The organism is Priestia flexa (assembly GCF_021441905.1).
Taxonomy (GTDB): Bacteria; Bacillota; Bacilli; order Bacillales; family Bacillaceae_H; genus Priestia; species Priestia flexa.
On the sequence record NZ_CP090431.1, the window covers coordinates 1,689,738 to 1,714,330 of the forward strand.

The following is a 24,593-nucleotide window of genomic DNA, read 5'->3' on the forward strand; positions in this document are numbered from 1 at the left end:
CATGGATTTGGTACAAGATTGCATTAAGAAAGACTTAAGCATTCTATTTGTCGGTTTTAATCCAAGTATTCGATCAAGTGAAACAGGCTATCACTTTGCACATCCTCGCAATCGATTTTGGAGTATTTTATACAAGTCCGGATTAACACCACGACTTTATAAGCCTGAAGAGGATGTAGATTTACTAGATCTTGGTTATGGTCTTACGAATATTGTAGATCGTCCTACAAAAGCGGCAGCGGAAATTACGAAAGAAGAATATGAAGAAGGACGAAAGCAGCTCGCTCATAAAATTCGTACCTATCAACCAAAAGTCGTTTGCTTCGTCGGAAAAGGTGTCTACGAACAATACAGCAAACGTAGAAACGTTCCTTGGGGAATTCAAGAGGTTTCGGTTATTGAAGGGACAATTGACTTCGTGGCTCCTTCCTCAAGCGGCTTAGTGCGAATGAAAGTAGACGATATTGTGGCCATTTACCGAGAGCTAGCAGATCTTTTTTACTAAAAGAAAAAAATAGACAAATAAGTTTGGGAAGGAGGAACCTATGAAACTTCGAGTATCAGCGGTTCAATATCATCTTCATACAATTCAATCCTTTGAGGAATTTGCTCATCAAGTTGAGCACTATGTCAAAACAGCAGAAGAATTTGGAGCAGAGTTTGTCATGTTCCCAGAATTCTTTACAACACAGTTAATGTCGATTGGTAACCACCAAGGACAAGCATTAACAATTCAGGATTTACCGGACTTTACCGAGCAGTATCGTTCTTTATTTATGAGCTTAGCCATTAAAATGAACATTCATATTATTGCAGGTACACACGTAATAAGAAGAGAAGGGCGTTTGTATAACGTAGCGCACCTTTTTTATCCAGATGGACGTATAGGTGAGCAAGCGAAGCTTCATATGACGCCAACGGAGCTACATGAGTGGGACATGACGCCTGGAGAAAACCTGCAGGTGTTTGAGACAACCAAAGGGAAAATTGCGATGCTTACGTGCTATGACATTGAATTCCCTGAGATTGTACGCATGGCAAAAGCAAAAGGTGCAGACGTAATATTCTGCCCGTCATGTACAGATGATCGTCACGGGTTTCACCGCGTACGCTATACGAGCCATGCAAGAGCAATTGAAAATCAAGTTTATGTAGTAAACTCGGGGACAGTAGGTTCACTCCCTACCGTCGATTTTATGCGCGCCAACTTTGGTCAAGCTGCAATCATTACCCCAAACGATGTTCCGTTTCCACCTAAAGGATTAATGGCTGAAGGTGAAATCAACCAAGATATGATTGTCACAGCTGATCTAGACTTGGAATTACTCTATAAAGTTCGAGAAAGCGGATCGGTAACAACGTGGCGTGATCGTCGTACAGATTTATATACCGATTGGGAAAAAGAAGAGGTCTTGATTCGATAAGGAGTGATGAATGTGTACCGAAGAGAGTTTTTTGTGTTTGACGAAAAAAAGCCTGTTCCCGCCATCATTCGAAATTATCACCAAGCTGATTTCCAAGATTTAATTGCTATTCAGCAAGAATGTTTTCCACCTCCGTTTCCGTCTGATTTATGGTGGAATATCGAGCAGCTTACCAATCACGTTACGCTATTCCCAGAGGGAGCATTGTGTATAGAAGTAAACGGTAAAGTAGTAGGAAGCATGACGGGATTATTAGTTCAGTTTGACCCTAAATCACCAAATCATACGTGGGAGGACGTTACGGATAGCGGTTATATTCGTAATCATGACCCAAACGGGAATTCATTATATGTTGTAGATATTAGTGTAGCTCCTGCTTACCGTAAGTTAGGGTTAGGGAAATGGATGATGACTGCCATGTACGATGTGGTCATTCATCTGAAACTAGACCGGCTAATAGGTGGAGGGAGGATGCCTGCTTACCACCTATATCAGGATAAGCTAACGCCAGAGCAATATATCCAAGAAATTTCAAAAGGTACCATTCAAGATCCTGTTATTACATTTTTGCTGCGCTGTGGTCGAACACCGCTTAAAGTGATAGAGAACTATTTAGAAGATGAAGAGTCTTGTAACTACGGAACGCTAATGGAATGGAAAAACCCATTTTTAGTACAAAAAAGCATCTCAGCTAAATGAGATGCTTTTTATCGTTTCACAACAGATTTTGGTTTGCCCATGGCTTTCTTTAAAACTTCGGTTAAGTACATATTACCCTCTGGATTGGTTTTTTGTAACAAGAAAGCAGTTGCTTCAATATCATCCATCGCACGGTGAGCATGTTCTCTAGAAATTCCATGTGCATCTAAGAGCGTTGTTAGCTTTTTATTGACAAATCCGTATTCTTTCCATTTTACTGATCTCATCGAGCAGTGCCATTTCAGGTCTTGTAAAAAGGAATAGCGCTTTAGTAAAAAGCTACGGTCAAAAGAAGCATTGTGCGCAATAATACCATCAGCTTGCTTAAACAACTCGATCACTTTTTCATCATTAAATCTTTGACCTTCCACCATTTCATTTGTAATCCCAGTTAGCCGAGTAATATGAGGATAAATTGGGTATGTCGGCATTTCAAATCCATTATAGCGGTCAAGCTCCGTGAGGGTTTGGAGCTGTTCGTCGTATTCATAAAGTAAAATTCCAAGTTCAATCATTTCACAACTAGCGGGACTTAAGCCGGTTGTTTCAATATCCACAAACGCGAGTATTTTAGACTGTCCAGACAAGACGTTCTCTCCCTTATCATTATGATTCTCTTATTCTACCATTGATTATCTAAATGGAAAAACCATTCCTTCGTGAGAATTGACGCGTTTCTTATAAATAAGGTAGAATGATGTTAGAAGTTTATATGGAATTCCCAAAGGGGAGTAGCTGCTACAGCAAGGTCGTCATTCCGAGAGAATCTCTCCGGCTTTGTTGGCAATATGTAATATTGTTAGCGAGACCTTTGCCAAATGTTTTTTGGTAAAGGTCATTTTAACCATCTTTACAAAAAACATTGTGAAGATGGTTTTTTTATTGGTTTCTACCTTAAAAGGTTGAAAATAAATTTCTGGGAGGAAAACAAATGAAAAAATGGTTGATAGGAATCCTAGCCAGCACGTCTCTTGCATTAGGTGGCTGTTCAATGCTGGAAGGAGCAAATGACGCACTCACATACGTAAACGAAGCGACAGACTATGTACAGGAGGCAAAAACATTTGCTGAAGAAGCACCCGAATTAGCACAGCAAGCCATTACAGATTCAAAAGCCGCAGCGGAATTTGAAACGAAACTAGAAGACATGAAAGGAGAAATTGAAAGCTTCAATGAGCTCAATGCCCCTGAATTAGCAGCTGACTTACACAACCAGGTACTAGAGCAAAATGAGAAAGCGCTAGACGGAATCAATACGTATCTAGAAAACATAGAGGGCGGAAAGTTGGATCCTGCAGCGCTTGAAAATACGGAGCTCTTTCAATCCATTCAAGACATCTCAAGCATCGTTAAACAAATTGAAGACTTGGGATTATAAATTCGTAACGAAAAGGGTATTGGATTTTAGTCCGATACCTTTTCTATATTAGCCATATTTTAGAACATAAAAAAAGCTCGTCTACAAGAGACGAGTGAAAAGGGGCATATCTATAAAAAAAGTACTGTCTTTACTATATAAGAGAAAAGTGAAAAAACGATGAAAAATTACCTTTTTATAAAAATTCTCTTAAAGAATAGTGAACAGAATGTCTGCTGTCTTTTTTTCTGTAATTCTAGTATTGTAAAGATAAAGACTTTTAATAAGGAGGAGTTTTAATGCGAATTGTGTCTCTATGCCCTAGCAACACCGAGCTTATTGGTTATTTGCAATGCGAGCATTTACTTGTAGGGGTCGATAACTATTCAGATTGGCCGAACAGCGTGCAAAAATTACCGCGATTAGGTCCTGACTTGTCTATTGATATGGAATTGGTTGAGGAGCTGAAGCCGGATTTAATCTTAGCTTCTTTAAGCGTTCCTGGAATGGAGCGAAACATTGAAGAATTAAAAAAAAGGAACCTTTCTTTCGTTACGTTAAATCCTCAGTCCTTAAGTGATATTAGAAATGACCTTCTGACTGTAGGGGATTTAATTGGAGTAGGTACTTATGCAGAAAAAATTGTGCAGCGATTTGATAAAGAAATAACCTACTATAAAGAGTTAGCCCAGCGTATTACACACAAGCCCAACATCTACTGGGAATGGTGGCCAAAGCCTTTGTTTACGCCAGGTGGCTCAAACTGGCTAACTGAAATTAGTGCGCTTGCCGGAGCAAAAAATATGTTTGAAGATTACAGTGAACCAAGCGTTCAAACAACGTGGGAAGAAGTCAAAAAGAGAAAACCTCAAGCGATATGTCTTGCGTGGGTTGGGGTAGCCGAAAAGAACGTCAATAAAAAAGTGATCCAAAAACGTTCTGGTTGGGAAGAATTAAGACTGTCGGAAACGGATATACATATTTTAGAGGAGGCATTATTTTGCCGGCCATCTCCACGATTATTAGTTGGTCTTAAAAAGCTAGCTCAGCTGCTTCATCCCGCTATTTTTAAAGAGGATAAAGATGAAGATGTGCTACTATCAGTTTTAAAGGGTATGGAAGTTGACAAGCCTTAACCAACAAACTATGCTGTTACTACGAAAAAGAGAGAAAAGGAAGTGGTACATTGAAGCTAAATGACATACTCGAAACATTAACTAAGCGAAATCCAAACATTTTAGGCATGGATGAATTTTTACAGTTTGCCGTTTTGGTCCCACTTGTTCAAAAACAAGATGAGCTTCATGTGTTATTCGAAGTAAGGGCCCACCATTTGCGTAGGCAACCTGGTGAGATTTGTTTTCCTGGGGGTAAGATTGAACCAAATGATTCAACACCTCAAGATGCAGCAGTGAGAGAAACGACAGAAGAACTGGGTATTGAAAATAAAGCGGTTGAAAATGTCAAACCATTAGATTATATCGTGTCGCAATTCGGAACTATTATTTATCCGTATATCGGGGTTTTAAAAGATGATTTGCCACTACGTCCAAATCCTTCTGAGGTAGCGGAAATATTTACCGTACCCCTTTCGTTCTTTAAAGAGAATCCACCTGAAGTTCATCATATTCATTTTAAAGTAGAGCCTGATTCAACCTTCCCATTTGATGATATCATTGGAGGAGAAGATTATAATTGGCAAACACGCAAGATGGAAGAGCATTTTTATTATTATGAGGATCGTGTAATCTGGGGTCTAACTGCTAAGATTTTGCATCATTTCACCCAGTTATTAAATAAATAAAACAGGCGGTTACGACCGCCTGTTTTTTTATAATGTCTTTAGAGCTTGTTCGATCTTTTTATCGCCTGCTAATAAGTCAAACGATTTTTTGTAAGTTCCTTCTTCTGTAAGGCTAGTAACCACAACCTTGGCTACGTCTTCACGAGGAATTGTTCCGCGCGTTAAGTTTGTGGCAACGTCTACTTTACCCGTACCAGCGTCGTTCGTCAATCCACCTGGTCGAATGATTGTATAGTCTAAACTACTTGCTTCTAGGATTTTGTCAGCATAGTGTTTCGCTACGTAATAAGGCTTTAAATTCTCATTCCAGTTTTCACGATGATGTGCTTGTAGGGCACTTACCATGATAAAACGATTAACTCCTACGTTTTCGGCTGCTTCAATTGATTTGGCTGCTCCGTCTAAATCAATTAGCAACGTTTTATCAGACCCGGTGCTACCTCCCGAACCGGCAGTAAAGACTACCGCATCGCAGCCTTTCATTGCTGCTTCTAATTCTTTTACCGTTCCTTCAAGGCTAGCATAGACCGCTTCAATATTTTCATTTTTTAGTTTCTCAAGCTGTTCTTCCTTACGAACCATTGCGCGTACGGTATATTGTTCATTAGCGTGTAATAGTCTTACAACTTTTTGACCGATTTGTCCATTGGCTCCAATAACTAATACTTTCATATACATTCTCCTTTCAGCTCTATTCTTTCTTTATTATTTCATACGATTCTTATGCACTCAAAAGTTATGCTTTAAACACTTTTAAAGTAAAAAAACAAAATAAATTTCATAAATAAGAAAATAAAATCATTTTAAAACGCTTTTAACCATAAATTAGAAAAATCATACACCTTTATGACTATTTTTAGTATTTATTTGAATTTTGTTAAAAGCTCTTACATTCTTGATATACCAGGTTTCAGGGTCTAAAATGCTTCTTTTTTGTCTTTAAACTATACGAATAGAGTATATGGGACTATTGAAATTTTACTAATGAATGTTTTTTTGGTATTATTCTTTGGGTTACTAATATTTTAGTCATTAAACTATTTTAATTCATTTTTTTCAATAGTTATGTTGAAAACGTAAAGGAGAGATAAAGATGAAATCAAATACGATTCAACATCTAGTTGCAGAGAGAGCGATGTTATCGCCAAATAAAGAAGCGTTAGTAGAAGGTGAACAACGCTATACGTATGAAATGTTTTCTAATCAAATTAATCGAATTGCAAACTTTTTAGTAAGTCAGGGGGTCACAAAAGGAGATCGAGTTGGGATTTTAGCTCGTACAACCGCTGCTTATCCAACTGTTATGATGGCAATTGTAAAAATTGGAGCTGTTGTAAGCCCGCTTAGTGAAAATATGACACCTTACGAATTAGACCACATTATTGAAAGTGGAAAGTTAAAAGCGCTCCTACATCATCGAGAATTTTCAACGGTTGTGGAAGGGGCTAAAGCAATTGACCAATTGAACTTTACGGTAATGCTAGAGCGGGAACCTAAGTTTAGTGAACAATTCAATCAATTTTCAGCAGAAGAACCTTCATTTGACTATGAAGTAACTGAAGAAGATACGGCTTTAATGATGTTTACGTCAGGTACAACAGGGAACGCAAAAGGCTGCATGATTTCACATGGTGGCGTTCGAAAATACTTAGAAAGCGGAAGAACAGAGGATTTAATTCATGTTGAAATGCACTATTTATTTGTGCATCCATTCTTCCATATGAGCTCAATGAACTCTATGTTTCACTGCATTAAAAGCGGCGTGACAATGGTTTGTTCAGAAGAGACCGAACCAGCACGGATTTTAGACATTATTGATAAAGAAAATATTACGCTATTATTAGCTTTGCCACCGGCTCTTACGTACTTATTAGAAGAGCTCGAGCAAAACCCTCGCGAAAACTTACCGTGGAAGCTAGCTTTATCAGGTGGAACAAAAGTACCTGAATCACTTATTCGTAACTTAGAAAAGCATGGTGTTACGGTAGCACAAGGTTACGGTAGTACAGAAGCTTGGGTGATCAGCGCCTGGGCACCTCAAATGAGCTGGGATAAAGTAAACTCTGTTGGAAAACCAATTGCAGGTGTTGAAGTAAAAGTAGTTAACCCTGAAACAAGAGAGGCAGTTGCAACAGGAGAAATTGGTGAAGTCCTTGTGAAAAGCCCGTACATCTTTAAGGGATACTGGGGGAATGAAGCGGCAACACAAGCTGTGTTACATGACGGCTGGTTATCTATGGGAGATGCAGGGAAGCTTGATGAAGAGGGATTCCTATACATTGATGGTCGCTACAAAGATGTCATTGTATATGGAGGAGACAATATTTATCCAGACCAAGTAGAAGATGTGATTTTAAGCATTGATGATGTGTTGGAAACGGCGTTAGTTGGTATGCCAGATGACTTATATGGAGAAGTTCCTTACGCGTATACGGTGGTAAGAGAAGAATCTAGTGTAACAGAAACAGAGGTTAAAGAATACTGCAAAGAACGATTAACAGCTTATAAGGTTCCTGAAATCGTATTTGTACCTTCTCTTCCTAAAAACAGCGTCGGTAAAATTATGAAGAAAAAAGTAAAAGAGCTAGCTTTAGCTCATGCTTAAAAAATAAACAAAAAAAGCGGTGACTATACCGCTTTTTTGTTTATTCGCTTAATGTTTTTGAAAGTTTCTGCATAATATGAATGTATTGTGAACGCTCTTCATCTGTCAGATGAGATAAAATACTGAGCCAAAAATCCGTACGCGTTTGCTGTAACGTTTCCACAACGTCTTTTCCTTTTTCAGTTAGCTCAATCCATACGCTGCGACGATTCTTCTTTTTATAAATGCGCGTTACGAGCTGTTCATCTTCGAGTTGATTTAACACAATGGTAATGGCACCTGGGGAAAGGCCAAGTACTTTTGTGATATCGCTAACAATACAGCTTTCTTTATCATAAACAGTTTTTAAGATTGTCTCTTTTGTAGGTGTAAGGTGGTAGGGAAGTAAATCATACTTTTCACCGATCACGGTGTTTCGATACTTCACTAGCGCCTCTTTAATTTGATCAATGCTTTCTAACTGTTCTTTCACATTTTCTTTGTTATACTGCGTCAATCTGTGGAGCCTCCTCTAGATTCATACATTTGTACTAATTATTATAACATGTGTAAAGCTTTTGTATAAATGAAAGACCTTCTCTATTTGTGACAGTTTGATGAAGTCTAGATAGAAAAAAGTTAAATTTAATTTCCAAAATTCGTTAAATTATTATTTATTTCGTGCTATTATGATAGTATCAATAGCGCTTTCAGACAGATGTTTCGTTTCAAAAAGGGGTGTGTAAATGATTCTGGCTTTTCTCAGTCTTTCCTTTTCTTCTTAAAAATATTTACTTTTTGATAGACGAATATTTCTATATTTTTATATAATATAGTGAAACATACATATTTTTAAAAGAAAGACATATTGAGGTAAAGCCGAAATATGGGGGGATCACAATTACATGAAAAAGGTTATAGCAGCACTTTTAGCAAGTGCCACGTTGGTCAGCGGTTATATTGCATTTGATATGTATATGGACCATTCTGCACAACAAGCGGCAGCTACAGCGGCAGAAAAAGAACAAAAAGCTGTAGAGAAAAAAGAAAAAAAAGAGCCGGTTATTAAAGTAGAAGACTTAACGTACCAATTAAAAGATTCTCGTACTGGTGCATTAATGCGAGAATTTAAACCCGTTAATTTTGCTGATAAGGAAGTATATAATAAAGAGATAAAAGCACTTGCCTCCGAGTTAGCAAAAGGAATCGATACACCAATGCAAAGCATGAAGCTAGATGGAAATGGAGCATTAATTGGAGGCTCGAACCGGATTGTTTTAAAAGAAGACGAACTTGTAGCGAGTCTGCAAAATTTAAACACAAATCAATTAGAAATTACGGTTCCAATTTATGAAACACCACCAAACGTTTCTGTGCAAGCAGCAACAGGAGTAAGTGAAGTACCAATTGCTTCTTTCACTACAAAATTTCGCCCTAACGACACGGGGAGAAATCGAAATATCCAGCTCTCTGCTGAAGCTATTAACAACACTATTTTAGGACCTGGTGATTATTTCTCTTATAACAGTGTTGTAGGGCCTCGTACGGTAGAACGCGGTTATCAGCAAGCTCCTGAAATCATCAACAAAGAACTAGTCATGGGGATTGGTGGAGGAATCTGTCAAACATCTTCCACGTTATTTAACGCAGTAGATAAAGCTGGAGTACAAATCGTTGCGCGTTCTCATCATTCAAAAGACGTAGGATATGTTCCTAAAGGAAGAGATGCTACTGTTTCATGGAATGGACCTGATTTTAAATTTATGAACAATAAATCATATCCAATTATTATTAAGACGTATACAAACGTTGCAGGGGGAACGCTAACAGTTGAAGTTCGGACTGCACAGCGCTACCTGTAAACAAAATTAAACAAAACGCCGAAGCGGCTATTCGCTTCGGCGTTTTGTTGCTTATTGAGTAACTTGCTGTTCACGAGCACGGAGCTCAACGCGACGAATTTTACCTGAATTTGTTTTTGGTAAGTCAGATACAAATTCAATTAGTCGAGGATACTTATACGGTGCTGTTAATTGCTTAACATGATCTTGTAAGTCTTTAACTAACGATTCATCAGCAGTTAACGTAGGGTCAGTTAACACAACAAAGGCTTTGACTACGTTACCACGATCCGGATCTGGACTTGCAACTACGGCGCATTCCTTGACAGCAGAGTGCTTAATCAAAGCATCTTCAACTTCAAAAGGTCCAATTGTATAGCCAGAGCTAATAATAATATCATCGCTGCGGCCTTGGAACCAATAGTAATTATCAGCATCTTTAGAAGCTCGGTCACCCGTTAGATAATAATTGCCACAAAATGCTTTTTTCGTACGCTCTTCGTCTTTGTAGTAATGTTTAAAAAGCGAAGGGAGGTCTTTACGAACCGCAATATCTCCAATTTCACCAGGGGCACATGGATTGCCGTCTTCATCAACAATCTCAATAAATTCTTCAAGCATCGGTTTACCCATTGAACCAACCTTAACGTCTACATTTTTTAATGTTCCAATCAAAAGCGTGTTTTCTGTTTGGCCATATCCATCACGGACTTGAATACCAAAGTGTTGTTTAAACACGCTCATTACTTCTTCATTTAGCGGTTCACCAGCTGATACTGCGCTATGAATATGAGATAAGTCAAAGGAATCTAAGTTTGCTGATTTTGCCATGAAGCGGTATTCTGTCGGCGTGCAGCATAACACATTCACTTGCTCATCTTGTAAAATCGCTAAGTACTTCTCTGGTTCGAATCGGCCGTTATATACAATTCCTGTTGCTCCTTGACCTAAAACTGATAAAAATGGACTCCAAACCCATTTCTGCCAGCCTGGACCTGCTGTTGCCCAAACTATATCACCTTTTTTAATATCTAGCCATTCACGCGCTGCTAAACGTAGATGAGCGTATGCCCATCCGTGTGTATGAACGACGCCTTTTGGATTGCCAGTTGTACCTGACGTGTAAGGTAAAAAGGCCGTATCGTCTCTATGAGTATCAGCGGCTTCAAACTGATCACTCGCTGCATCCATAAGAGGCTCTAAGGATGTCCAAGAGTTCACAGCATCTCCCAAAACAATTTTATGCTTTAGAGAAGAAGGTAAGTCTGTTACTTGGTCTACTTCTTGACAAAATGGAGAGTACGAAATAATCGCTTTTGCTTGGGCATGGTGTAAACGATATTGGATATCTTTTGCTCGAAGCATTTCTGAAGAAGGAATAATGACAATACCTGCTTTTAAACATGCTAAGTACATGACATATGAATCAATTAAGCGGGGCATGATGACTAAGACGTGATCGCCTTTTGTTAAACCTAGTTCTGTTAATGAATTTGCGGCTTTATTTGCTCGTTTTAATAGATTATTATATGTAATTTCTTCTCGATGACCATCAGCATCTTGCCATTTGATCGCAAGGTGATCAGATGCGTGTTTTTCAAATTCCTCCGTTAAATTATAGCGTTCTTTTGGAATTAGTTCTTCTAAACGAATCATTGCCACGACTCCTTTTCTATAAAAAAATGTCTATAATGACAGTGCATCATTATAATCTCTATTATAATACTAACTATTAGTAGTTACTACTAATTTGTTTATAGTAACCAAAAAAACATAAAAATTCCCACCCTCAGCTGTGAGAAATGGGAATTTTTATTTGGAGAATAGACTCCACTTCGTATGTATGGGAATTAATTCTTCTTCAGATTCATCCGCTTCATAAAGACCGCGTTCTTTTAAATATTCAACAAAATATAAATCCGCTTCTTTCCGTTCGTCATAAGGCTTAATCGAAAGTACAAAGCCTAACTTATGCTGCTCATCATTTTCAATTCCTGAGATATAGGCTCTTATATGGTGCTGTAAAAGGAGCTCCTTCGCAGGGATAATTAGTTCTTTTACAAATTTAGCTAGAAGCTGAAGCTCAAATTCAAAAGTAAACTTTGAAATCTTTTCTAAATCTGCAAAGACAACGCCTATAAAGCTCGTGTTATGTATTTCATAATCCTTTGTTTTTTCATCCCAATCAATATGACCAACTTCTTTTAAGTAATTAATAAAGTAGCCAATACCTTCACGACGCCCAAACGGTTGCTTAGATAACACAAGACCAATCTTTTTATATTTAGGTAAATAAACACAAGATAGAGCGGCTTCAACATTATGCTGTTGAAATAGCTGCGTCACACCTTGTAATAGTGCATCCAATACGTGGTGAGTGATCTTCATCTGTTTACGTGAAAAGTGATATTCATTTGCAAGCAGCTCATTTGTATCTGCGAATGTTGCTCCGATAAAACCAGTATTAGAAAGGGTAGGGGGAAGCGGCTTTTTTCTTTTTCTATTGCTCATCTAACAAACACTCCTTGCAATTGATAAATCGAACATACGTTCTTATTAAATCATACGAGAAAAAGAACGAAAAGTAAAGGGGGGCAAGTAGATAAAAATAAAAAAGTAGCTATGTCTTACGAAGAAAGCGGGGGAGAGTAAACATAAAAAAACACAAACCAGTTGATTTGTGTTTTGAACATTTATTTTCTATATGGATTTAGCGTACATCTGTTAAAGAAACTAAATCTTCGTCGTCTACATCAATATCTACGTGACAATCCATTGTATGAATTGTTTTATCTTCATGGTTACCATAATAAATTGTAATATTCACAAGTATCGCTCCTTTAAAATCGGATGATTAAGCACCCAACATATGCCGATCTCTATTTGTTATACATTATACCTCAATGTATACAAAACTACAACTGTAAATGTGATAACAGCAAGGTTAGAGATTGAAAACAAAGAAAAAACAGAGGGTTAATTTGTATAAAAATAAATATAAATGGATATAGTTACAATAAATACGGGTGTTATACAAACTAAAATGAATATTAATCCAATATAGGGATAAAAAATCTTTAAACTCAAAATTTACGTTTACAGGAAACATTATGTAAACTATTTAAGAAACTAATCATATAAAGTCTATGAAGTAACGTTTAGAACAAAATTCAATCACAGTAGATTTATTTTTTCTAAACGGAGATGCTGCTATATGTTTATGTAGTTGGCATCTGCAACACCAAATGAAACTGAAGCAATCGAACGTTTGATCAGGAGTTATTTAAGTTAATCATGTATCAAGCTCTATAATATAATTTCAATACAATACATTAGTAAATTCCTTTTTCATCTCACTATCTAAAGTTTACTTATTAAATGAGACAAAAAATCTATTATTTATATAACTTCCTATAATGTATATTATGTAAACTAGAAAAATGAAAAATAAGAACAGCTTCCCCTTCATTACAAACAACTAAAGGTTTATTGAATAACCGCCACCTGTGGTTTCTAATGGCGGTTTGATTTAGCTAATTGGTTTTCTGATACTTGCTATGATAATGAATTAAGTTTCTTGTTATTCTTTTACTTAGTATATTTTGGACATGCTTTTTCACTAACGGTTTGAGCTGTGCTGAGAATTTTAGATAGTCATCAAATGATGCGATTTCATTCGGATATAAAGCTGAAAGCCATTCATCCTCGGATAACAGCACCGCATGTTTTTCCGCAGTCATTTGCTTCGATTTAGTTGATTTTCCTGCTCCCATCTTTCCACAGAAAAAGTATAGATTTCCCAGGTTTTTCATAGTTTATCCCCCAAACCTACTTTATTAGTTCTTCCTTTGTTTTCATATCAAACTGAGCCAATACAAAGTTTCCTTTCTATAAACAACTGTACACACGTATTGGTTTTCAGTCTAACTGAATTCCGTAAATCTCTAATAGATTTTTTAATGCCGGTCGTTTATTGCCGCTTCTGCCAACAACATGAGTTGCTGTAATAAGTGAGTTTAAGACCGCTTCCTCAGTGGCTTCACCAGCGGCTCGAAATGCTAAATCGATATCTTCTTCATGAATAGCTGAAATTGAAAGGCAGGAAGACGTTTTATCATGAGGAATTTTATTTGCTGTTGAAAATCCAATGACGACTTCCCCGCTTCCTGTTGTAATAATAGATCCTGTACGTGATAAGCCAGTTATCGTTCGTTTTAAAATGCGATTGAGCTGTCTTTCTGTCACGGGTAAATCAGTAGCAAGAATAACGATTACAGAGCCTTTGTCTGGTATTTCTTCTAAAGAATGCATCGAGTTATAAAGCTGTGAGCCAACTGGCTGTCCGTTTATCGTTAAATCAGGTAACGAACCAAAATTAGTTAAGGTAAGGACACCGATTGTATATAGGCCATGAGTTAATTGAATTTGTCTAGATGACGTTCCGATTCCTCCTTTTAACGAATAGCAAACCATGCCTCTGCCTGCACCGACAGAGCCTTCTTCGACTGTTTCTGAAGTGGTCTCTAAAGCTTTGAGTACGTGCTTTTTCGTCACTGTCTTTGAACGAATATCGTTTAAAATCATATCATTGCATTCACAGACAACAGGATTTATCGTTCCGGTTGTTCGTCCGATTTCTTCGTTCTGTTCTAACATATAATCAATGACCGCATCAGCTGCTGTCCCGATGCTTAGCGTGTTCGTTAAAACGATTGGAGATTCTAACGTTCCTAACTCATTTATTTGAATAGTTCCGATTGTTTTTCCGAATCCGTTTATGACGTGACTTGATGCAATGAGCTTTTCGCGGAAAATGTTCCCTTGGTGAGGTAAGATTGCTGTTACTCCTGTTTGCTGTTCATCTTCCCTAATAGTCACATGCCCGACCGTAACGCCTTTAACATCCGTAATTGCGTTATATGCGCCTGTTTCTAATTTTCCAATCGTTACCCCGTAATCACGTAGCCTTTTTTGTTTCAAGCTCTCTCCCACCTCTGCTGCCTATTTGTTTTCATCAATCAGCTGGATTAATTATGGCTAACACCTGATGGTCCTTCCATTCTCCTCTGATTTTAAGATTTTTCGTTGCAAGACCTTCTTGATGAAATCCTGCTTTTTCCAATACGCGTATCGACCCAACGTTATGAGGCTGAACTTCAGCTTGAATGCGATGTAAATTTAATTCAGTAAACGCATAGGTAACAAATAGCTTTGCTGCTTGAGTCATATAGCCTTTGCCGTTGTAGTCTTCATCTAAAAAATAGCCGATAATGGCGCTTTGTGATGCTCCTCGCACGATGTTAAAAAGGCTAATGGTTCCTATTAGCTTTTTTTCATGGTTTTCGAAAACACCAAAGTAATACTCTTTGTCTTCCTGAGCTTTTAACGCAGCATCTTTTATTTTTTCAACCTGACCAGGTATTGTATAAAAATCATCTCGACGAGTAAGTGCAAATTCTTCAAAAAATGCGCGATTTTTCGTTTGTAGAGAAAGCATAGCTTTGGCGTCCGGTAATGTAAATGCTCTAATCGTTAAGTCTTTGCTGGTAATCATACGTTTCTTCCTTTCAAGTGTTGTGTATATATAGAAAAAGGAAAGCTAAAAGCTCACTTCCCTTTCTTTCTCTTACAGTCTAGGGTCCGCAGGCTCCATTTCAAGAGCAAGCGTTCCAAGGGCACATTCATGAATTCGCTCGATCGAATCTTTGTTTACAAAGCGCGTAATACCTTCGATACCTAAAGCAAACTCCAGTAGCGCATGCTTTTGCTTTTTACCGGTATTCCGCTGTTTTAAACGATTGAGATTTTCAGGCATTAAATAATCCATTCCGTAGATAATATGGAGGTATTTACGTCCTCTCACCTTGATAGCAGGCTGTAAAAGCTTGCCTTTCTCATTTCTTGCGATAAACGTTTCCGGCTTCACCACAAAGCCTTCGTGTCCTTCTTCCGTAATGGATTCCCACCACTCAATCGCTTTGTTCATTGATTTCTCGTCATGTACGACCATAAAGTCTGTTGAAATAAATAAATCCGATAATGAGCTAAACTCAGCGTTTCTTTCCATGTGCCACAGATGCGTTTTGTCAAAGAACGTTTCGCCGCTGTGAGCTAAGACGTGAAACGGGGCAATTTGAATGCCTTCTACTCCGTCAATGTTCCAGCAGTATTTTTGGAAAACTTCGTTGAAAATCTCAGCATTTTTAAGCTTTAGATTGACTTCAGATAGCCACGTTTCAATGCTTTGATTATGCTTTAAGGCTTTTTTCAGCTTTTCACTTAATTTTCTGCGGTCTAATAGTGCAACTTCCGCTACGTGCGCGTATTGAGAGCTAATTAACTCTTTTGCTTTTAAGTTCCACGGCAAAATTTCAGCGTCAAGCAGAACAAAGTCTGTGTTGTATTTAGAGAAATAATTAGAACGCATTAGGTCTTCATTTAAAGTCGATAAAATCTGTTCCTCTACGTCTTTTGCAAAAAAGGAGCGTCCTGTACGCGTATAAATGGTTCCTAGCGTTTCTCTGCCAACGTAATGAACAGCAGTTTCCTTATCTTTGAATAATAGCAGTACGCCGCGACTTCCCATGTGCTTTTTCTCGACGACCATTGTTTGAACGCCATTTGACTGATAGTAATCAAACGCTTCTTTTGGGTGCTCAAGATATCCTTCCAGTACTGGAGGCTTTGGTGTGGGGCTCATGGTTGGTGGAATATAAATAAGCTCTTCAATTGGAATCGTGAAGTGAGAAACAGAATCAATTGCTGACTTGGCCGTTCCTTCAAGAACTTTAATATCTCCATACGTGTCAGTTAGTACCGAATAGCCGTTAAGAAAGCGTGCAATATTCGGTGGATCCAACCTTTTTTTCTGCCACTGTGTGAGTGGGTTGTCCTCCGTTCCAGAGTAGTTTTCTTTTGCTTTTACAGAAACAAACTGTTTTTCTGGATACTGAAAAGCCGTCAGCGAGCCGCCAAATACGGCCCCTTGATCAATGTTAACAGTATTGTTCACAACAAGCGGCTGAACTTTACAGTCATGTCCCCAAATGATGAGCTCTTTTGTGTGGTGATTTGTATACCAGTCTTTACGTATAGGCTTTCCGTTCTCATAAAATCCTTCAGAATCCCCGTATCGACAAAAGTCTGAGATGTGATAGGATTGCTTTCCGATATATTCATCCTTTATACCCGCATGCGTTACTACAGCTACGCGAACATCATTTTTTGTCAGAATATAATGAGACGGCGCTTCTAGCAAAAAGTCTTTTAGCTCACGTTTTAAGGCTTCCGCTTTTTCAGTTCCGTGTTCTTCCTCATAGCGAGTAAACTCATCCGCAACCTTTTCATCTCCGTGCGTCAACGTGACATTTCTCCCGCCTAACCATCTTGCAATTTTCCAACCGTGGTTGCTGTCAATCATATACGCAAGATTAGCTTCTACATGCCGCTTGAAAAACAGCATGCTATCAAGAGAACGAGGCCCTCGACTCATCACGTCTCCAACGGATAGAAATTTACGTCCGTTTGGATGCGTGTAAAAGCCTTCTTCATTTGGCTCATAGCCAAGACGCTCAAGAAGCTGAATTAGTTCTTCATAGCACGCGTGAATATCACCGATTACGTCTATTCCTGTTCCAACGTCAAGTTCAAGCTTATTTTTGGTGCGAACGACTTCTAATTCACTGATATCTTCTTTTGTTAATACGTACTGTTGACGAAAGCCTTCTCGTTTAATAGAACGCTTGCTTTTAGCAAATACCTGCGCTTGCTGTTTGACTCGCTTTTTACCACGTGGGAATTCTCTGTTTTCATCACGTTCAAGCAACGTTTCAGTTGGTACATCAAGCAAAAGTGCAATGCACGGTATGTGGTTCTTTTTCGCTAAGTCGATATATCTCTTACGGTCGTCTTCATATAGATGCGTTGCGTCGACAATCGTTAATTTCCCCATTTTGGACCTAGTTTCAATGATGTATTCCATTGTTTCAAACGCTTTTTGGGAAATTGTTTGATATTCTTGCAACAACACGTCTGCCTCATCTTTTGGACGGCTTGTCCATTCAATAAAATCTGTATCTCCTACTAATAAGCGAAACTGATCAGAGCTCACCGTTTCAGAAGGTTTGACATAGCCTTTTTTTATCCAGGACTCTAGCAACGTTGTTTTGCCGCTATTTGAGGGCCCCATTAAAAGTACAATTCCTGCAGGAGGTAAAAATAATTTCTTCAATTGTCTCCCTCTTTTCGTTCAAACGTACACATTTGTGTCGGTGATCCGTACTCGTCATTTTCTTCTCCAATGCCTTCAATGGTTATGGAATAAGGAAAATCCTGCGTCCAAGCTTCACACCAGCTTGCAAACTCTCGTCTATTCCATTCAAAGCGGTGATCCGCGTGTCTCATTGTTTCATTCATTTGATAAACGGCATTGTATTCTTGATTTGGCGTTGTCACAATCAGTGATTTTGGTTGATAGAACGTAAAGATTGTGTTCATAATGCCAGGCAGTCGTTCTTCATTGATATGCTCAATGACTTCACACAAAATGATGACGTCTGCACCTTGAAGCTGTGCATCATAGTAAAACAACGATCCCCAAACAGAACGAGGCTGAATGAAGTTTGGTTTGGCAGCAGCTTTTTCAAATCGCTCCAATGCTTTTAGCTGTGCAGATTGTGAAGGCTCTACTGCTAAAATTTCACCTATGCCTGGAATGAATCCTAAACGAGTAGCTAGCTTTCCTTCACCCGAACCGAAGTCCACAACGGTTCCTTTAGCAGGAAGAGACTGTACTTTTTTAAGAATTGCCTGATAGCGTAGCTCATTGAGTGGAATTTTAGCTTCCGCTGTGTGATCGTTCGTTTTCTTTTCCGTATTAGTTGCTACGTTCGCTTGTTGAACAAGGTCTTTAAAACGAAGCGACTGCTCGTAGATATAACTTTTCAAGGGGTGAGCATCTAGCCAGCCTTCGCCGTAGCGCTCTATTTTTTCAATTTCTCGCTCATCCAAAAAGTAGTGCTTAAAGTTATCCAAGACTGGAATTAAAATGAACAAATGCTGAAGGGCTTGTTGGACTGTAACTATTCCTTTTAACGTTACGTAACGAGCCGTGCTTCGTGTTTTTAAATCAAACGTATAATCAATGTCTCTTCGCTCTATTTCAACAGTATAGCCCATCGGTTCAAAAAGCTCTTGGATTCGTTGATCTGGTAAATGTGAGGCAATAGGACCGAAGCTAACTTCAAGATCAAAAGCATGATGTACCCACTCGCTATATTCTTCTTTCGGCTTTCCGTTTAAAGCTGTCCCAAGTGCTTTGCGTATGTAGGAACAAAACAAGCTGCTGACCGCAAATTCACGATCGTTGATATAGTGGGTAATATCAAAATGATTGGATCCACTTTTTACAAGTTCAATAGGATCCACATCAACGTAAATAATAAACTCCGCTTCATAGGCTTCAAAAGTTGTAAAAGCTAACCTGACATTCTGTCCTTTTTCCATTCGTTCATAAGGATTGGAAGGGTTTTTTGCAATTAACCGCGATACGTTTTCTGCACCTTCTCCTTTTACTTTCATACTGAGCTGCATACGTTCACCTTCTTTTTAGATAGTACTTTACTCTTCACTCTATAAAGCACCAGAATATAAACAGAAACCAGAACCTAGTTTCTTTAACTAATTATACCTTTTACGCTATTTATTAGGAACTATTAATGAGATAGAAAAAGCTACCAATCTTCATGATTAGTAGCTTTAGAGAATAAAAGTTTAAGATTTTGAAAGAAAATCATTTAAATAGTTTATAACTTCATCTCGATTTCCAGATACTTTTTGATCACGCAACTCATCAAACTTCACTTTTTCAGTCGCTTTTGTTAGGATGGTTTGCTCATGCTCTTTTGGAATGACCACAACGCCGTCAGCGTCACCAACAATGATATCGCCTGGATGAACAGTGGTTCCGCCACATGAAATAGGGACGTTTAGCTCACCTTGCCCTGATTTCCCGCTTGCTGCTACGGCTGTTCCTTTGCAGAAAACAGGAAAGTTTAGCTTCTTTACGCCGACGACATCACGAATGACCCCGTCCACGACGATTCCATTAATACCCAATGTTTGCGCTAATCCAACGATGAAGTCTCCAGCGATTGCTCGATACGTATCTCCTTTTGCATCTACTACTAATACATCACCTGGCTTCGCTTCTTTAATGGCTTTTAAAAATACTAAGTTGTCACCTACAGGCATTTTAACGGTAAAGGCTCTTCCGACAACTTTGTATTCTTCTTTTAATGGCTTGATGGATGAATTAAGATTGTTTAACCCTGCCATTGCGTCTGATATACACGTAGTTGGAATTGTTTTAAATGAATTAATAATACTCATTTTGACCGCTCCTTTTAGTTAACGTTAGGCTAAACGAATTGGAAGCTCCTTTAGACCTCGAATAATAAAGCTTTGTCGCCATTCTAAATCAGACAAATTAGCAACAAGGCTTATGTTTGGGAATTCTTCAAGCAGCACGCGAATCGCAATTTCACCTTCTAATCGGGCTAGTGGCGCACCTAAGCAATAATGAATGCCTTTCCCAAACGCTAAATGAGGGTTTTTCTCTCGTGTAATGTCAAGTTTCTCTGGATGTGAAAATACTTCTGGGTCTCGTCCTGTTGAGGCCAATGACACGATAACGTGATCCCCTTTTTGAACTTGCTGTCCCATAAAGGTACAGGATTCGCGCGCCCAGCGGTCCGTGCTGAATTCGACTGGACCATTGTATCGTAAAAATTCGTCAATGGCTTTTGAAATTAAGGAAGGGTCATTTTTTAATAAAGCAAGCTGGTCTGGATGGGTAAGAAGTGCAAGCAATCCGTTTGAAATGAGATTGACAGTCGTTTCATGACCAGCAACGATAAGCAGCATGACAACACCATACAGCTCAGTCGCAGTAAGCTTATCTCCGTCTTCTTCTGCCTGAATTAAATGAGATAGTAGATCATTTTGTGGTGATTGTCGTCTATTGTGAATGAGTTTTTCTAAGTACATCATAAACTCCATCAATACTTCGTCATACTGAGAAGCTTCGTTAATATCGACCAATACGTTTGACCAGCGCTGGAAATCAAGCTGATCTTCTTGTGGAACACCGAGGAGTTCACAAATCACAATAATAGGAATTGGAAATGCGTATGCTTCAATAAAATCAACTGTCTCATGTTCTTTCATTTTTTCAGCTTGCTTACGCGCAATTTCTTCAATGCGTCCGCTTAAGCTCATAATTTTTTTAGGAGTAAAGCCACTTTGGACAAGGCTGCGGAGACGACGATGATTGGGTGGGTCTGCAAAAAGCATCGTTTGAGAAATCGGCGGTACGTTTTCATCCGTCATTTCGCCAGGAAATACGGTGCGCATATCTTTGATGAAGCGCTCATCTTTTAGCACAGCTTCGGCAGCTTCATATGTAAAAGCCATCCAAGAATCAGGAGCTTCTGTATAAAGCTTTACCTTTGCAAACGGTTCATGCGGACGAATTTGTTCATAGTATTCGTAAGGGTTTTGGTGGAACTTCTGTGAAAATAAATCAAGTGACTTAATATTCATATGGTATCCTCTCCTGTTATCTACTTTTTGAACGAAAAAGCCAGGTCTCACATAAAAACAGGAATCGCTTTCATCAATCTGGATGGCCTATCTGTTGATTCCTTCTTTCATTGTATGCGCATTGATTTGGAACATCAAGGAAAGTGATGTTTAATATATAGTTTACATAATAAAATTAAAGTAAATTAAATGCTAACCAAATAGAAAAAGACGAGTGATCAATATCCTCGTCTTTCAACATACAAAGTTAGCAATTAATAACAAGCGTTTCAGGTATTTCTTTTAAATAACCAGCCAACAAAGGTGATACACGCACATCAGTCACGTCAGCTCCTTGTAAGTACAATTCATTAAGCATTGAACTAGAAATCGCCTGCTACATCTAAGTCTGGTATTTTTTTTAATGACGCTATGTACCCCATTTACTTCTTTTTCTTCTGATGATTCTTTTAAATTGTTTACTAGAATTCTAGCAAAAACAGAGTATTTTTGTAATCGTTTTCTTTTTTGTTATTAGTGAAATCTTACAGCCATTCTTTACCGTGCTTACGCAGAAAAACAATATCTTCTTGATAGTGATCAAAGTGACCGTGATCAACCATTTGTTGAAAAGCAATATCTCCTGCGCCTGCTCTTCTCTTCATATATGCACACAACCCTTCCAGTCGGAGTACGACCATTTCCAGATAGTCCTTTTCAATTCCCGGAACATCATAAGCTTCAAAGAAAAGGTTGATTCTTTGTTTAATTCGATTTGCATCTTTTTCGGCATCATGATAAAGTCGAAGCATCTTAGCTATGTCTTTTAATGTCTCGTCACTCCACATATACGCTTTTAAAGGATAGTTCCCCGCTTCTCCTTCAATAAATGATAAAACTTCTCTGTTTTTTTCATCAACACCTAAAAACTTAGGTGCAAAGTTAAAATTTTTCTTTTCTAAGTGCGTTAATACCTTGTGAATCTGAAAACTGTTTGGCTTTACATCTCTTCGTACGGTGCTCCCTTTACGATAGACTGCTGAAACGTTGCCACCTGTTAGCACTTCTTCCTTTTCATAATAATCCGACATTAACGCTTACACCCCCTTTGTTTTTACAACTGATCACTTAGTTTACAGCAAGCTAGTTTTTATTTGATTGCGATACACATCTATTTTGTTGACGGTGAAGCGAAGTACTTTAAACTGCTTGCTTAAGTTCATTTCAATATTAACGGTAATAGGAAATGCTAGCTCATGTACCATATCCTCTAATCCTAGATAATTATCTCCTTCTTCTTTATAAACTACAATCGAATCAATAGTAACATCTAGGATGCACATAATAGGCATTGTTTGATTAGCGCTTATGTATATTGTGCCTAATACGATGGATCCGTTTAAATCTGATGTAAAGTTATCCGTGTAAGCAGGCGGAACCCACGTTTCATCTTGCTCTTCGTTCTCTTCTTCATCTAGCGCCCATTGTCAGATTCTATAGTTTTTTAAATCTTCAATTGTTAATTCATCGATCGGTTTGCTGTTCATTTTCCATCACCCCATTCTATAGTTTAAAGCAATTATAGAATTTAAGCTCCTCTCACTTTATGAAAAGAGCTGTTTTATTTAAAAAGGCTTTATGATTGAATCGCTTCCCAATCGCTTAAATACATTCGTCCCACAGTATTAGTGGGGTTTGGAATTTTACAGATAAACTCTAGGCTATTTCCATCGGGGTCATAAAAATGAATCTTTGCATGAGCCATACCATACTGAAGACATATTGACAATTGTGCCATATGCATCTTTTTCGATGAGGTATTTTCCGAAAAACTGAGAAAAATAAACCGCTCCTTTCACATTAACATCTAAAACTTTATTAATTTCCTCTTCCGAATATGTAAGTAAATTTTGTGCTAAGTAAATCCCAGCATTATTAACTAAAGCATTGACTCCTGGAGATGTAGCTTTAATTTGTTTAAAGAAGTCCTTTACACTATCATAATCTGCAACATCAACTGCATATGTAGAAAGTTTATTAGTTGAATATGAAGCTTTTAGTTCATTTAATGAATCTTCGCTGATATCACAAGCAACAACATGAGCTCTTTCACTTAAACATGATGTGACAATTTCTTTTCCTATCCCAGCTCCTGCCCCCGTTACAATTACATGTACTTTTGACAACATTAAACCGACACTCCTTTTTAATAAAATACCATTCTCAAATTCTACCAGATTATGTTCATTCTTCAACAACCGTAATAGGAAAAATATAGTTTTTAAATCTGAAACTTTCGAAAAGTAATTTCGTAGTACAAGTAGAGGTGAATTAAGTATGGATACTTTTTGGGGGATTTTGATCGTTCTAGCATTACTTGCGCTGTCTCTTGGAATAGCAGCTTGGGGAGTTCTTAGGATTATGAAATTAACAAAAAATAAGTAAAGAGCTCCACACCTAAGTGTAGAGCTCTTTACTTATTGATAGTCTTTAAAGAATTTCAACGATTCATCGATGATGATTTGCTGATCGTTATCTAATGTCGCCACGTGGTAGCTATTTTCAAGCGTTATAGCTTTCTTCTCAGCTGAGCTGATGTTTTCAGCTATGTATGTGCTATTTAGCGGTGGAACAACGTGATCTTCTGTGGATACAAAAATCAGGGTCGGGCAAGTAATTTTGGGTAAATCATTTTTAACAATTCCAAGCAGCTTATATAGTTCTTTAAGTGACGCGACAGGCGTTTTGTCATAGCCGATTTCATCTGCGTTTTCTTTTTTTACATCAGATCCAGCTGAATCAAGAAAACGAGTATGAGGATCTGCTTCGAATGCCTGTGGATTTAAAGCAGGAATGTCAATAGCTGCGTTTATTGATACAATTCCTTTAATTTCGGGATGATTTTCTGCCATATAAAGCGTCAGTGTGCCTCCCATTGATAAACCGACCACAAAGATGGTATGGCAGCGCTCTTTTAACCATGCATAACCTTCTTCTACCGATTGAATCCACTCTTGATAAGTTGACGTTTCCATATCTTCGTAGTGCGTGCCGTGTCCTTTTAAACGGGGACCACAAACCGTATAGCCAGCTTTATGGTAAGCTTCCCCCAAAGGCTTCACACTGTGTGTAGTACCTGTAAAACCGTGCGATACTAAAATACCAATTTCGTTTCCTTCAAAGTAAAACGGCTCTGCGCCTTCTATTATTGGATATTTTGTCATAAAAATCCCTCCCGCTTTTAGTTTACCAAAAACCATTTGTAAACCGTTACATTTTTGCATTGAAAAAGGAAGCATTTCTG

Annotated in this window: 24 protein-coding genes and 1 pseudogene; 8 read left to right on the plus strand and 17 right to left on the minus strand. The window is 38.2% G+C overall.

The window, feature by feature from the left end:
• Nucleotide 1: 1 nt before the first annotated feature.
• Genes mug through LZP85_RS08570 form a run of 3 tightly spaced genes read left to right on the plus strand, consistent with a single transcriptional unit; the run spans nucleotide 2 to nucleotide 2,123 of the window.
• Nucleotides 2–505, plus strand: coding sequence for a G/U mismatch-specific DNA glycosylase (gene mug / locus LZP85_RS08560; RefSeq protein ID WP_206782371.1), 504 nt, complete (start codon nucleotides 2–4; stop codon nucleotides 503–505).
• Nucleotides 506–545: 40 nt separating this feature from the next.
• A complete protein-coding gene (locus LZP85_RS08565) occupies nucleotides 546–1,424 on the plus strand; it encodes a carbon-nitrogen hydrolase family protein (RefSeq protein WP_076512968.1) in 879 nt (292 codons plus the stop codon).
• A gap of 12 nt (nucleotides 1,425–1,436) precedes the next feature.
• Nucleotides 1,437–2,123, plus strand: a complete 687-nt coding sequence (locus LZP85_RS08570; protein WP_182840877.1) for a GNAT family N-acetyltransferase — start codon at nucleotides 1,437–1,439, stop codon at nucleotides 2,121–2,123.
• A gap of 8 nt (nucleotides 2,124–2,131) precedes the next feature.
• On the opposite strand, the gene LZP85_RS08575 is transcribed toward LZP85_RS08570, so the two are convergent.
• Nucleotides 2,132–2,710, minus strand: coding sequence for an exonuclease domain-containing protein (locus tag LZP85_RS08575; RefSeq protein WP_025911058.1), 579 nt, complete (start codon nucleotides 2,708–2,710; stop codon nucleotides 2,132–2,134).
• Between the two features lie 344 nt (nucleotides 2,711–3,054).
• Between LZP85_RS08575 and LZP85_RS08580 the strand changes: the two genes are divergently transcribed.
• The 3 genes from LZP85_RS08580 to LZP85_RS08590 all read left to right on the plus strand — a co-directional run bounded on the left by LZP85_RS08580 (nucleotide 3,055) and on the right by LZP85_RS08590 (nucleotide 5,284).
• A complete protein-coding gene (locus LZP85_RS08580) occupies nucleotides 3,055–3,501 on the plus strand; it encodes a DUF6376 family protein (protein WP_025911056.1) in 447 nt (148 codons plus the stop codon).
• A gap of 278 nt (nucleotides 3,502–3,779) precedes the next feature.
• Nucleotides 3,780–4,616, plus strand: a complete 837-nt coding sequence (locus LZP85_RS08585) for a cobalamin-binding protein (RefSeq protein ID WP_226639181.1) — start codon at nucleotides 3,780–3,782, stop codon at nucleotides 4,614–4,616.
• 50 nt (nucleotides 4,617–4,666) lie between these two features.
• The gene (locus tag LZP85_RS08590) at nucleotides 4,667–5,284 is read left to right on the plus strand and encodes an NUDIX hydrolase (protein WP_167556133.1); all 618 of its coding nucleotides are present in this window, start codon (nucleotides 4,667–4,669) and stop codon (nucleotides 5,282–5,284) included.
• Nucleotides 5,285–5,311: 27 nt separating this feature from the next.
• On the opposite strand, the gene LZP85_RS08595 is transcribed toward LZP85_RS08590, so the two are convergent.
• Complete coding sequence (locus tag LZP85_RS08595) at nucleotides 5,312–5,956, minus strand: SDR family oxidoreductase (protein WP_119544021.1); 645 nt, start codon at nucleotides 5,954–5,956, stop codon at nucleotides 5,312–5,314.
• A gap of 421 nt (nucleotides 5,957–6,377) precedes the next feature.
• Between LZP85_RS08595 and LZP85_RS08600 the strand changes: the two genes are divergently transcribed.
• Complete coding sequence (locus LZP85_RS08600) at nucleotides 6,378–7,889, plus strand: class I adenylate-forming enzyme family protein (protein WP_206782370.1); 1,512 nt, start codon at nucleotides 6,378–6,380, stop codon at nucleotides 7,887–7,889.
• A gap of 40 nt (nucleotides 7,890–7,929) precedes the next feature.
• Here the strand turns inward: LZP85_RS08600 and LZP85_RS08605 are convergent, their stop codons facing one another.
• Entirely contained in the window at nucleotides 7,930–8,385 is a 456-nt protein-coding gene (locus tag LZP85_RS08605) for a MarR family winged helix-turn-helix transcriptional regulator (RefSeq protein ID WP_061784611.1), read from the minus strand.
• 388 nt (nucleotides 8,386–8,773) lie between these two features.
• Here LZP85_RS08605 and LZP85_RS08610 point away from each other — a divergent pair, with 388 nt between their 5' ends.
• Complete coding sequence (locus LZP85_RS08610) at nucleotides 8,774–9,730, plus strand: VanW family protein (RefSeq protein ID WP_025911045.1); 957 nt, start codon at nucleotides 8,774–8,776, stop codon at nucleotides 9,728–9,730.
• A 51-nt stretch (nucleotides 9,731–9,781) separates the two neighbouring features.
• Here LZP85_RS08610 and mbcS read toward each other — a convergent pair whose 3' ends face one another.
• The 14 genes and pseudogenes from mbcS to LZP85_RS08680 all read right to left on the minus strand — a co-directional run bounded on the left by mbcS (nucleotide 9,782) and on the right by LZP85_RS08680 (nucleotide 24,513).
• The gene (gene mbcS / locus LZP85_RS08615; RefSeq protein ID WP_234562151.1) at nucleotides 9,782–11,365 is read right to left on the minus strand and encodes an acyl-CoA synthetase MbcS; all 1,584 of its coding nucleotides are present in this window, start codon (nucleotides 11,363–11,365) and stop codon (nucleotides 9,782–9,784) included.
• Nucleotides 11,366–11,521: 156 nt separating this feature from the next.
• Complete coding sequence (locus LZP85_RS08620) at nucleotides 11,522–12,220, minus strand: hypothetical protein (protein WP_206782368.1); 699 nt, start codon at nucleotides 12,218–12,220, stop codon at nucleotides 11,522–11,524.
• A gap of 1,079 nt (nucleotides 12,221–13,299) precedes the next feature.
• Nucleotides 13,300–13,521 (minus strand): annotated as a pseudogene (locus LZP85_RS08625) (AAA family ATPase); the annotation flags it as partial.
• 106 nt (nucleotides 13,522–13,627) lie between these two features.
• Entirely contained in the window at nucleotides 13,628–14,689 is a 1,062-nt protein-coding gene (locus tag LZP85_RS08630; RefSeq protein WP_119542801.1) for a DmpA family aminopeptidase, read from the minus strand.
• Between the two features lie 34 nt (nucleotides 14,690–14,723).
• Nucleotides 14,724–15,263 carry a GNAT family N-acetyltransferase gene (locus LZP85_RS08635; RefSeq protein WP_206833486.1) on the minus strand — a complete coding sequence of 180 codons (540 nt, stop codon included), beginning with the start codon at nucleotides 15,261–15,263 and terminating at the stop codon, nucleotides 14,724–14,726.
• 72 nt (nucleotides 15,264–15,335) lie between these two features.
• Entirely contained in the window at nucleotides 15,336–17,939 is a 2,604-nt protein-coding gene (locus tag LZP85_RS08640) for a polynucleotide kinase-phosphatase (protein WP_226639179.1), read from the minus strand.
• On the minus strand, nucleotides 17,936–19,300 hold the full coding sequence (locus tag LZP85_RS08645; RefSeq protein ID WP_226639178.1) for a 3' terminal RNA ribose 2'-O-methyltransferase Hen1: 1,365 nt from the start codon (nucleotides 19,298–19,300) through the stop codon (nucleotides 17,936–17,938). Before LZP85_RS08645 ends, LZP85_RS08640 begins: the two co-directional genes overlap by 4 nt.
• A gap of 180 nt (nucleotides 19,301–19,480) precedes the next feature.
• Nucleotides 19,481–20,098, minus strand: a complete 618-nt coding sequence (locus tag LZP85_RS08650; protein WP_061785180.1) for an RraA family protein — start codon at nucleotides 20,096–20,098, stop codon at nucleotides 19,481–19,483.
• A gap of 24 nt (nucleotides 20,099–20,122) precedes the next feature.
• On the minus strand, nucleotides 20,123–21,310 hold the full coding sequence (locus LZP85_RS08655) for a cytochrome P450 family protein (RefSeq protein WP_119544180.1): 1,188 nt from the start codon (nucleotides 21,308–21,310) through the stop codon (nucleotides 20,123–20,125).
• Between the two features lie 247 nt (nucleotides 21,311–21,557).
• Nucleotides 21,558–21,668: an alpha/beta hydrolase gene (locus LZP85_RS08660; RefSeq protein ID WP_224840160.1), complete on the minus strand. Its 111-nt coding sequence runs from the start codon at nucleotides 21,666–21,668 to the stop codon at nucleotides 21,558–21,560.
• 166 nt (nucleotides 21,669–21,834) lie between these two features.
• A complete protein-coding gene (locus tag LZP85_RS08665) occupies nucleotides 21,835–22,380 on the minus strand; it encodes a hypothetical protein (protein ID WP_206782362.1) in 546 nt (181 codons plus the stop codon).
• 42 nt (nucleotides 22,381–22,422) lie between these two features.
• Entirely contained in the window at nucleotides 22,423–22,641 is a 219-nt protein-coding gene (locus LZP85_RS20870; protein ID WP_404825972.1) for a hypothetical protein, read from the minus strand.
• A 384-nt stretch (nucleotides 22,642–23,025) separates the two neighbouring features.
• The gene (locus LZP85_RS08675; protein ID WP_206833488.1) at nucleotides 23,026–23,478 is read right to left on the minus strand and encodes an SDR family oxidoreductase; all 453 of its coding nucleotides are present in this window, start codon (nucleotides 23,476–23,478) and stop codon (nucleotides 23,026–23,028) included.
• A gap of 288 nt (nucleotides 23,479–23,766) precedes the next feature.
• Nucleotides 23,767–24,513 carry an alpha/beta hydrolase gene (locus LZP85_RS08680; protein ID WP_076513024.1) on the minus strand — a complete coding sequence of 249 codons (747 nt, stop codon included), beginning with the start codon at nucleotides 24,511–24,513 and terminating at the stop codon, nucleotides 23,767–23,769.
• Nucleotides 24,514–24,593: the final 80 nt, after the last annotated feature.

Coding starts and splice junctions, on each gene's coding strand:
- mug (WP_206782371.1), top strand. CDS start 2: ATGGATTTGGTACAAGATTGCATTAAGAAAGACTTAAGCATTCTATTT.
- LZP85_RS08565 (WP_076512968.1), top strand. CDS start 546: ATGAAACTTCGAGTATCAGCGGTTCAATATCATCTTCATACAATTCAA.
- LZP85_RS08580 (WP_025911056.1), top strand. CDS start 3,055: ATGAAAAAATGGTTGATAGGAATCCTAGCCAGCACGTCTCTTGCATTA.
- LZP85_RS08585 (WP_226639181.1), top strand. CDS start 3,780: ATGCGAATTGTGTCTCTATGCCCTAGCAACACCGAGCTTATTGGTTAT.
- LZP85_RS08595 (WP_119544021.1), bottom strand. CDS start 5,956: ATGAAAGTATTAGTTATTGGAGCCAATGGACAAATCGGTCAAAAAGTT.
- LZP85_RS08600 (WP_206782370.1), top strand. CDS start 6,378: ATGAAATCAAATACGATTCAACATCTAGTTGCAGAGAGAGCGATGTTA.
- LZP85_RS08610 (WP_025911045.1), top strand. CDS start 8,774: ATGAAAAAGGTTATAGCAGCACTTTTAGCAAGTGCCACGTTGGTCAGC.
- mbcS (WP_234562151.1), bottom strand. CDS start 11,365: ATGATTCGTTTAGAAGAACTAATTCCAAAAGAACGCTATAATTTAACG.
- LZP85_RS08620 (WP_206782368.1), bottom strand. CDS start 12,220: ATGAGCAATAGAAAAAGAAAAAAGCCGCTTCCCCCTACCCTTTCTAAT.
- LZP85_RS08635 (WP_206833486.1), bottom strand. CDS start 15,263: ATGATTACCAGCAAAGACTTAACGATTAGAGCATTTACATTACCGGAC.
- LZP85_RS08645 (WP_226639178.1), bottom strand. CDS start 19,300: ATGCAGCTCAGTATGAAAGTAAAAGGAGAAGGTGCAGAAAACGTATCG.
- LZP85_RS08650 (WP_061785180.1), bottom strand. CDS start 20,098: ATGAGTATTATTAATTCATTTAAAACAATTCCAACTACGTGTATATCA.
- LZP85_RS08655 (WP_119544180.1), bottom strand. CDS start 21,310: ATGAATATTAAGTCACTTGATTTATTTTCACAGAAGTTCCACCAAAAC.
- LZP85_RS08660 (WP_224840160.1), bottom strand. CDS start 21,668: ATGCTTAATGAATTGTACTTACAAGGAGCTGACGTGACTGATGTGCGT.
- LZP85_RS08665 (WP_206782362.1), bottom strand. CDS start 22,380: ATGTCGGATTATTATGAAAAGGAAGAAGTGCTAACAGGTGGCAACGTT.
- LZP85_RS20870 (WP_404825972.1), bottom strand. CDS start 22,641: ATGCCTATTATGTGCATCCTAGATGTTACTATTGATTCGATTGTAGTT.
- LZP85_RS08675 (WP_206833488.1), bottom strand. CDS start 23,478: ATGTTGTCAAAAGTACATGTAATTGTAACGGGGGCAGGAGCTGGGATA.
- LZP85_RS08680 (WP_076513024.1), bottom strand. CDS start 24,513: ATGACAAAATATCCAATAATAGAAGGCGCAGAGCCGTTTTACTTTGAA.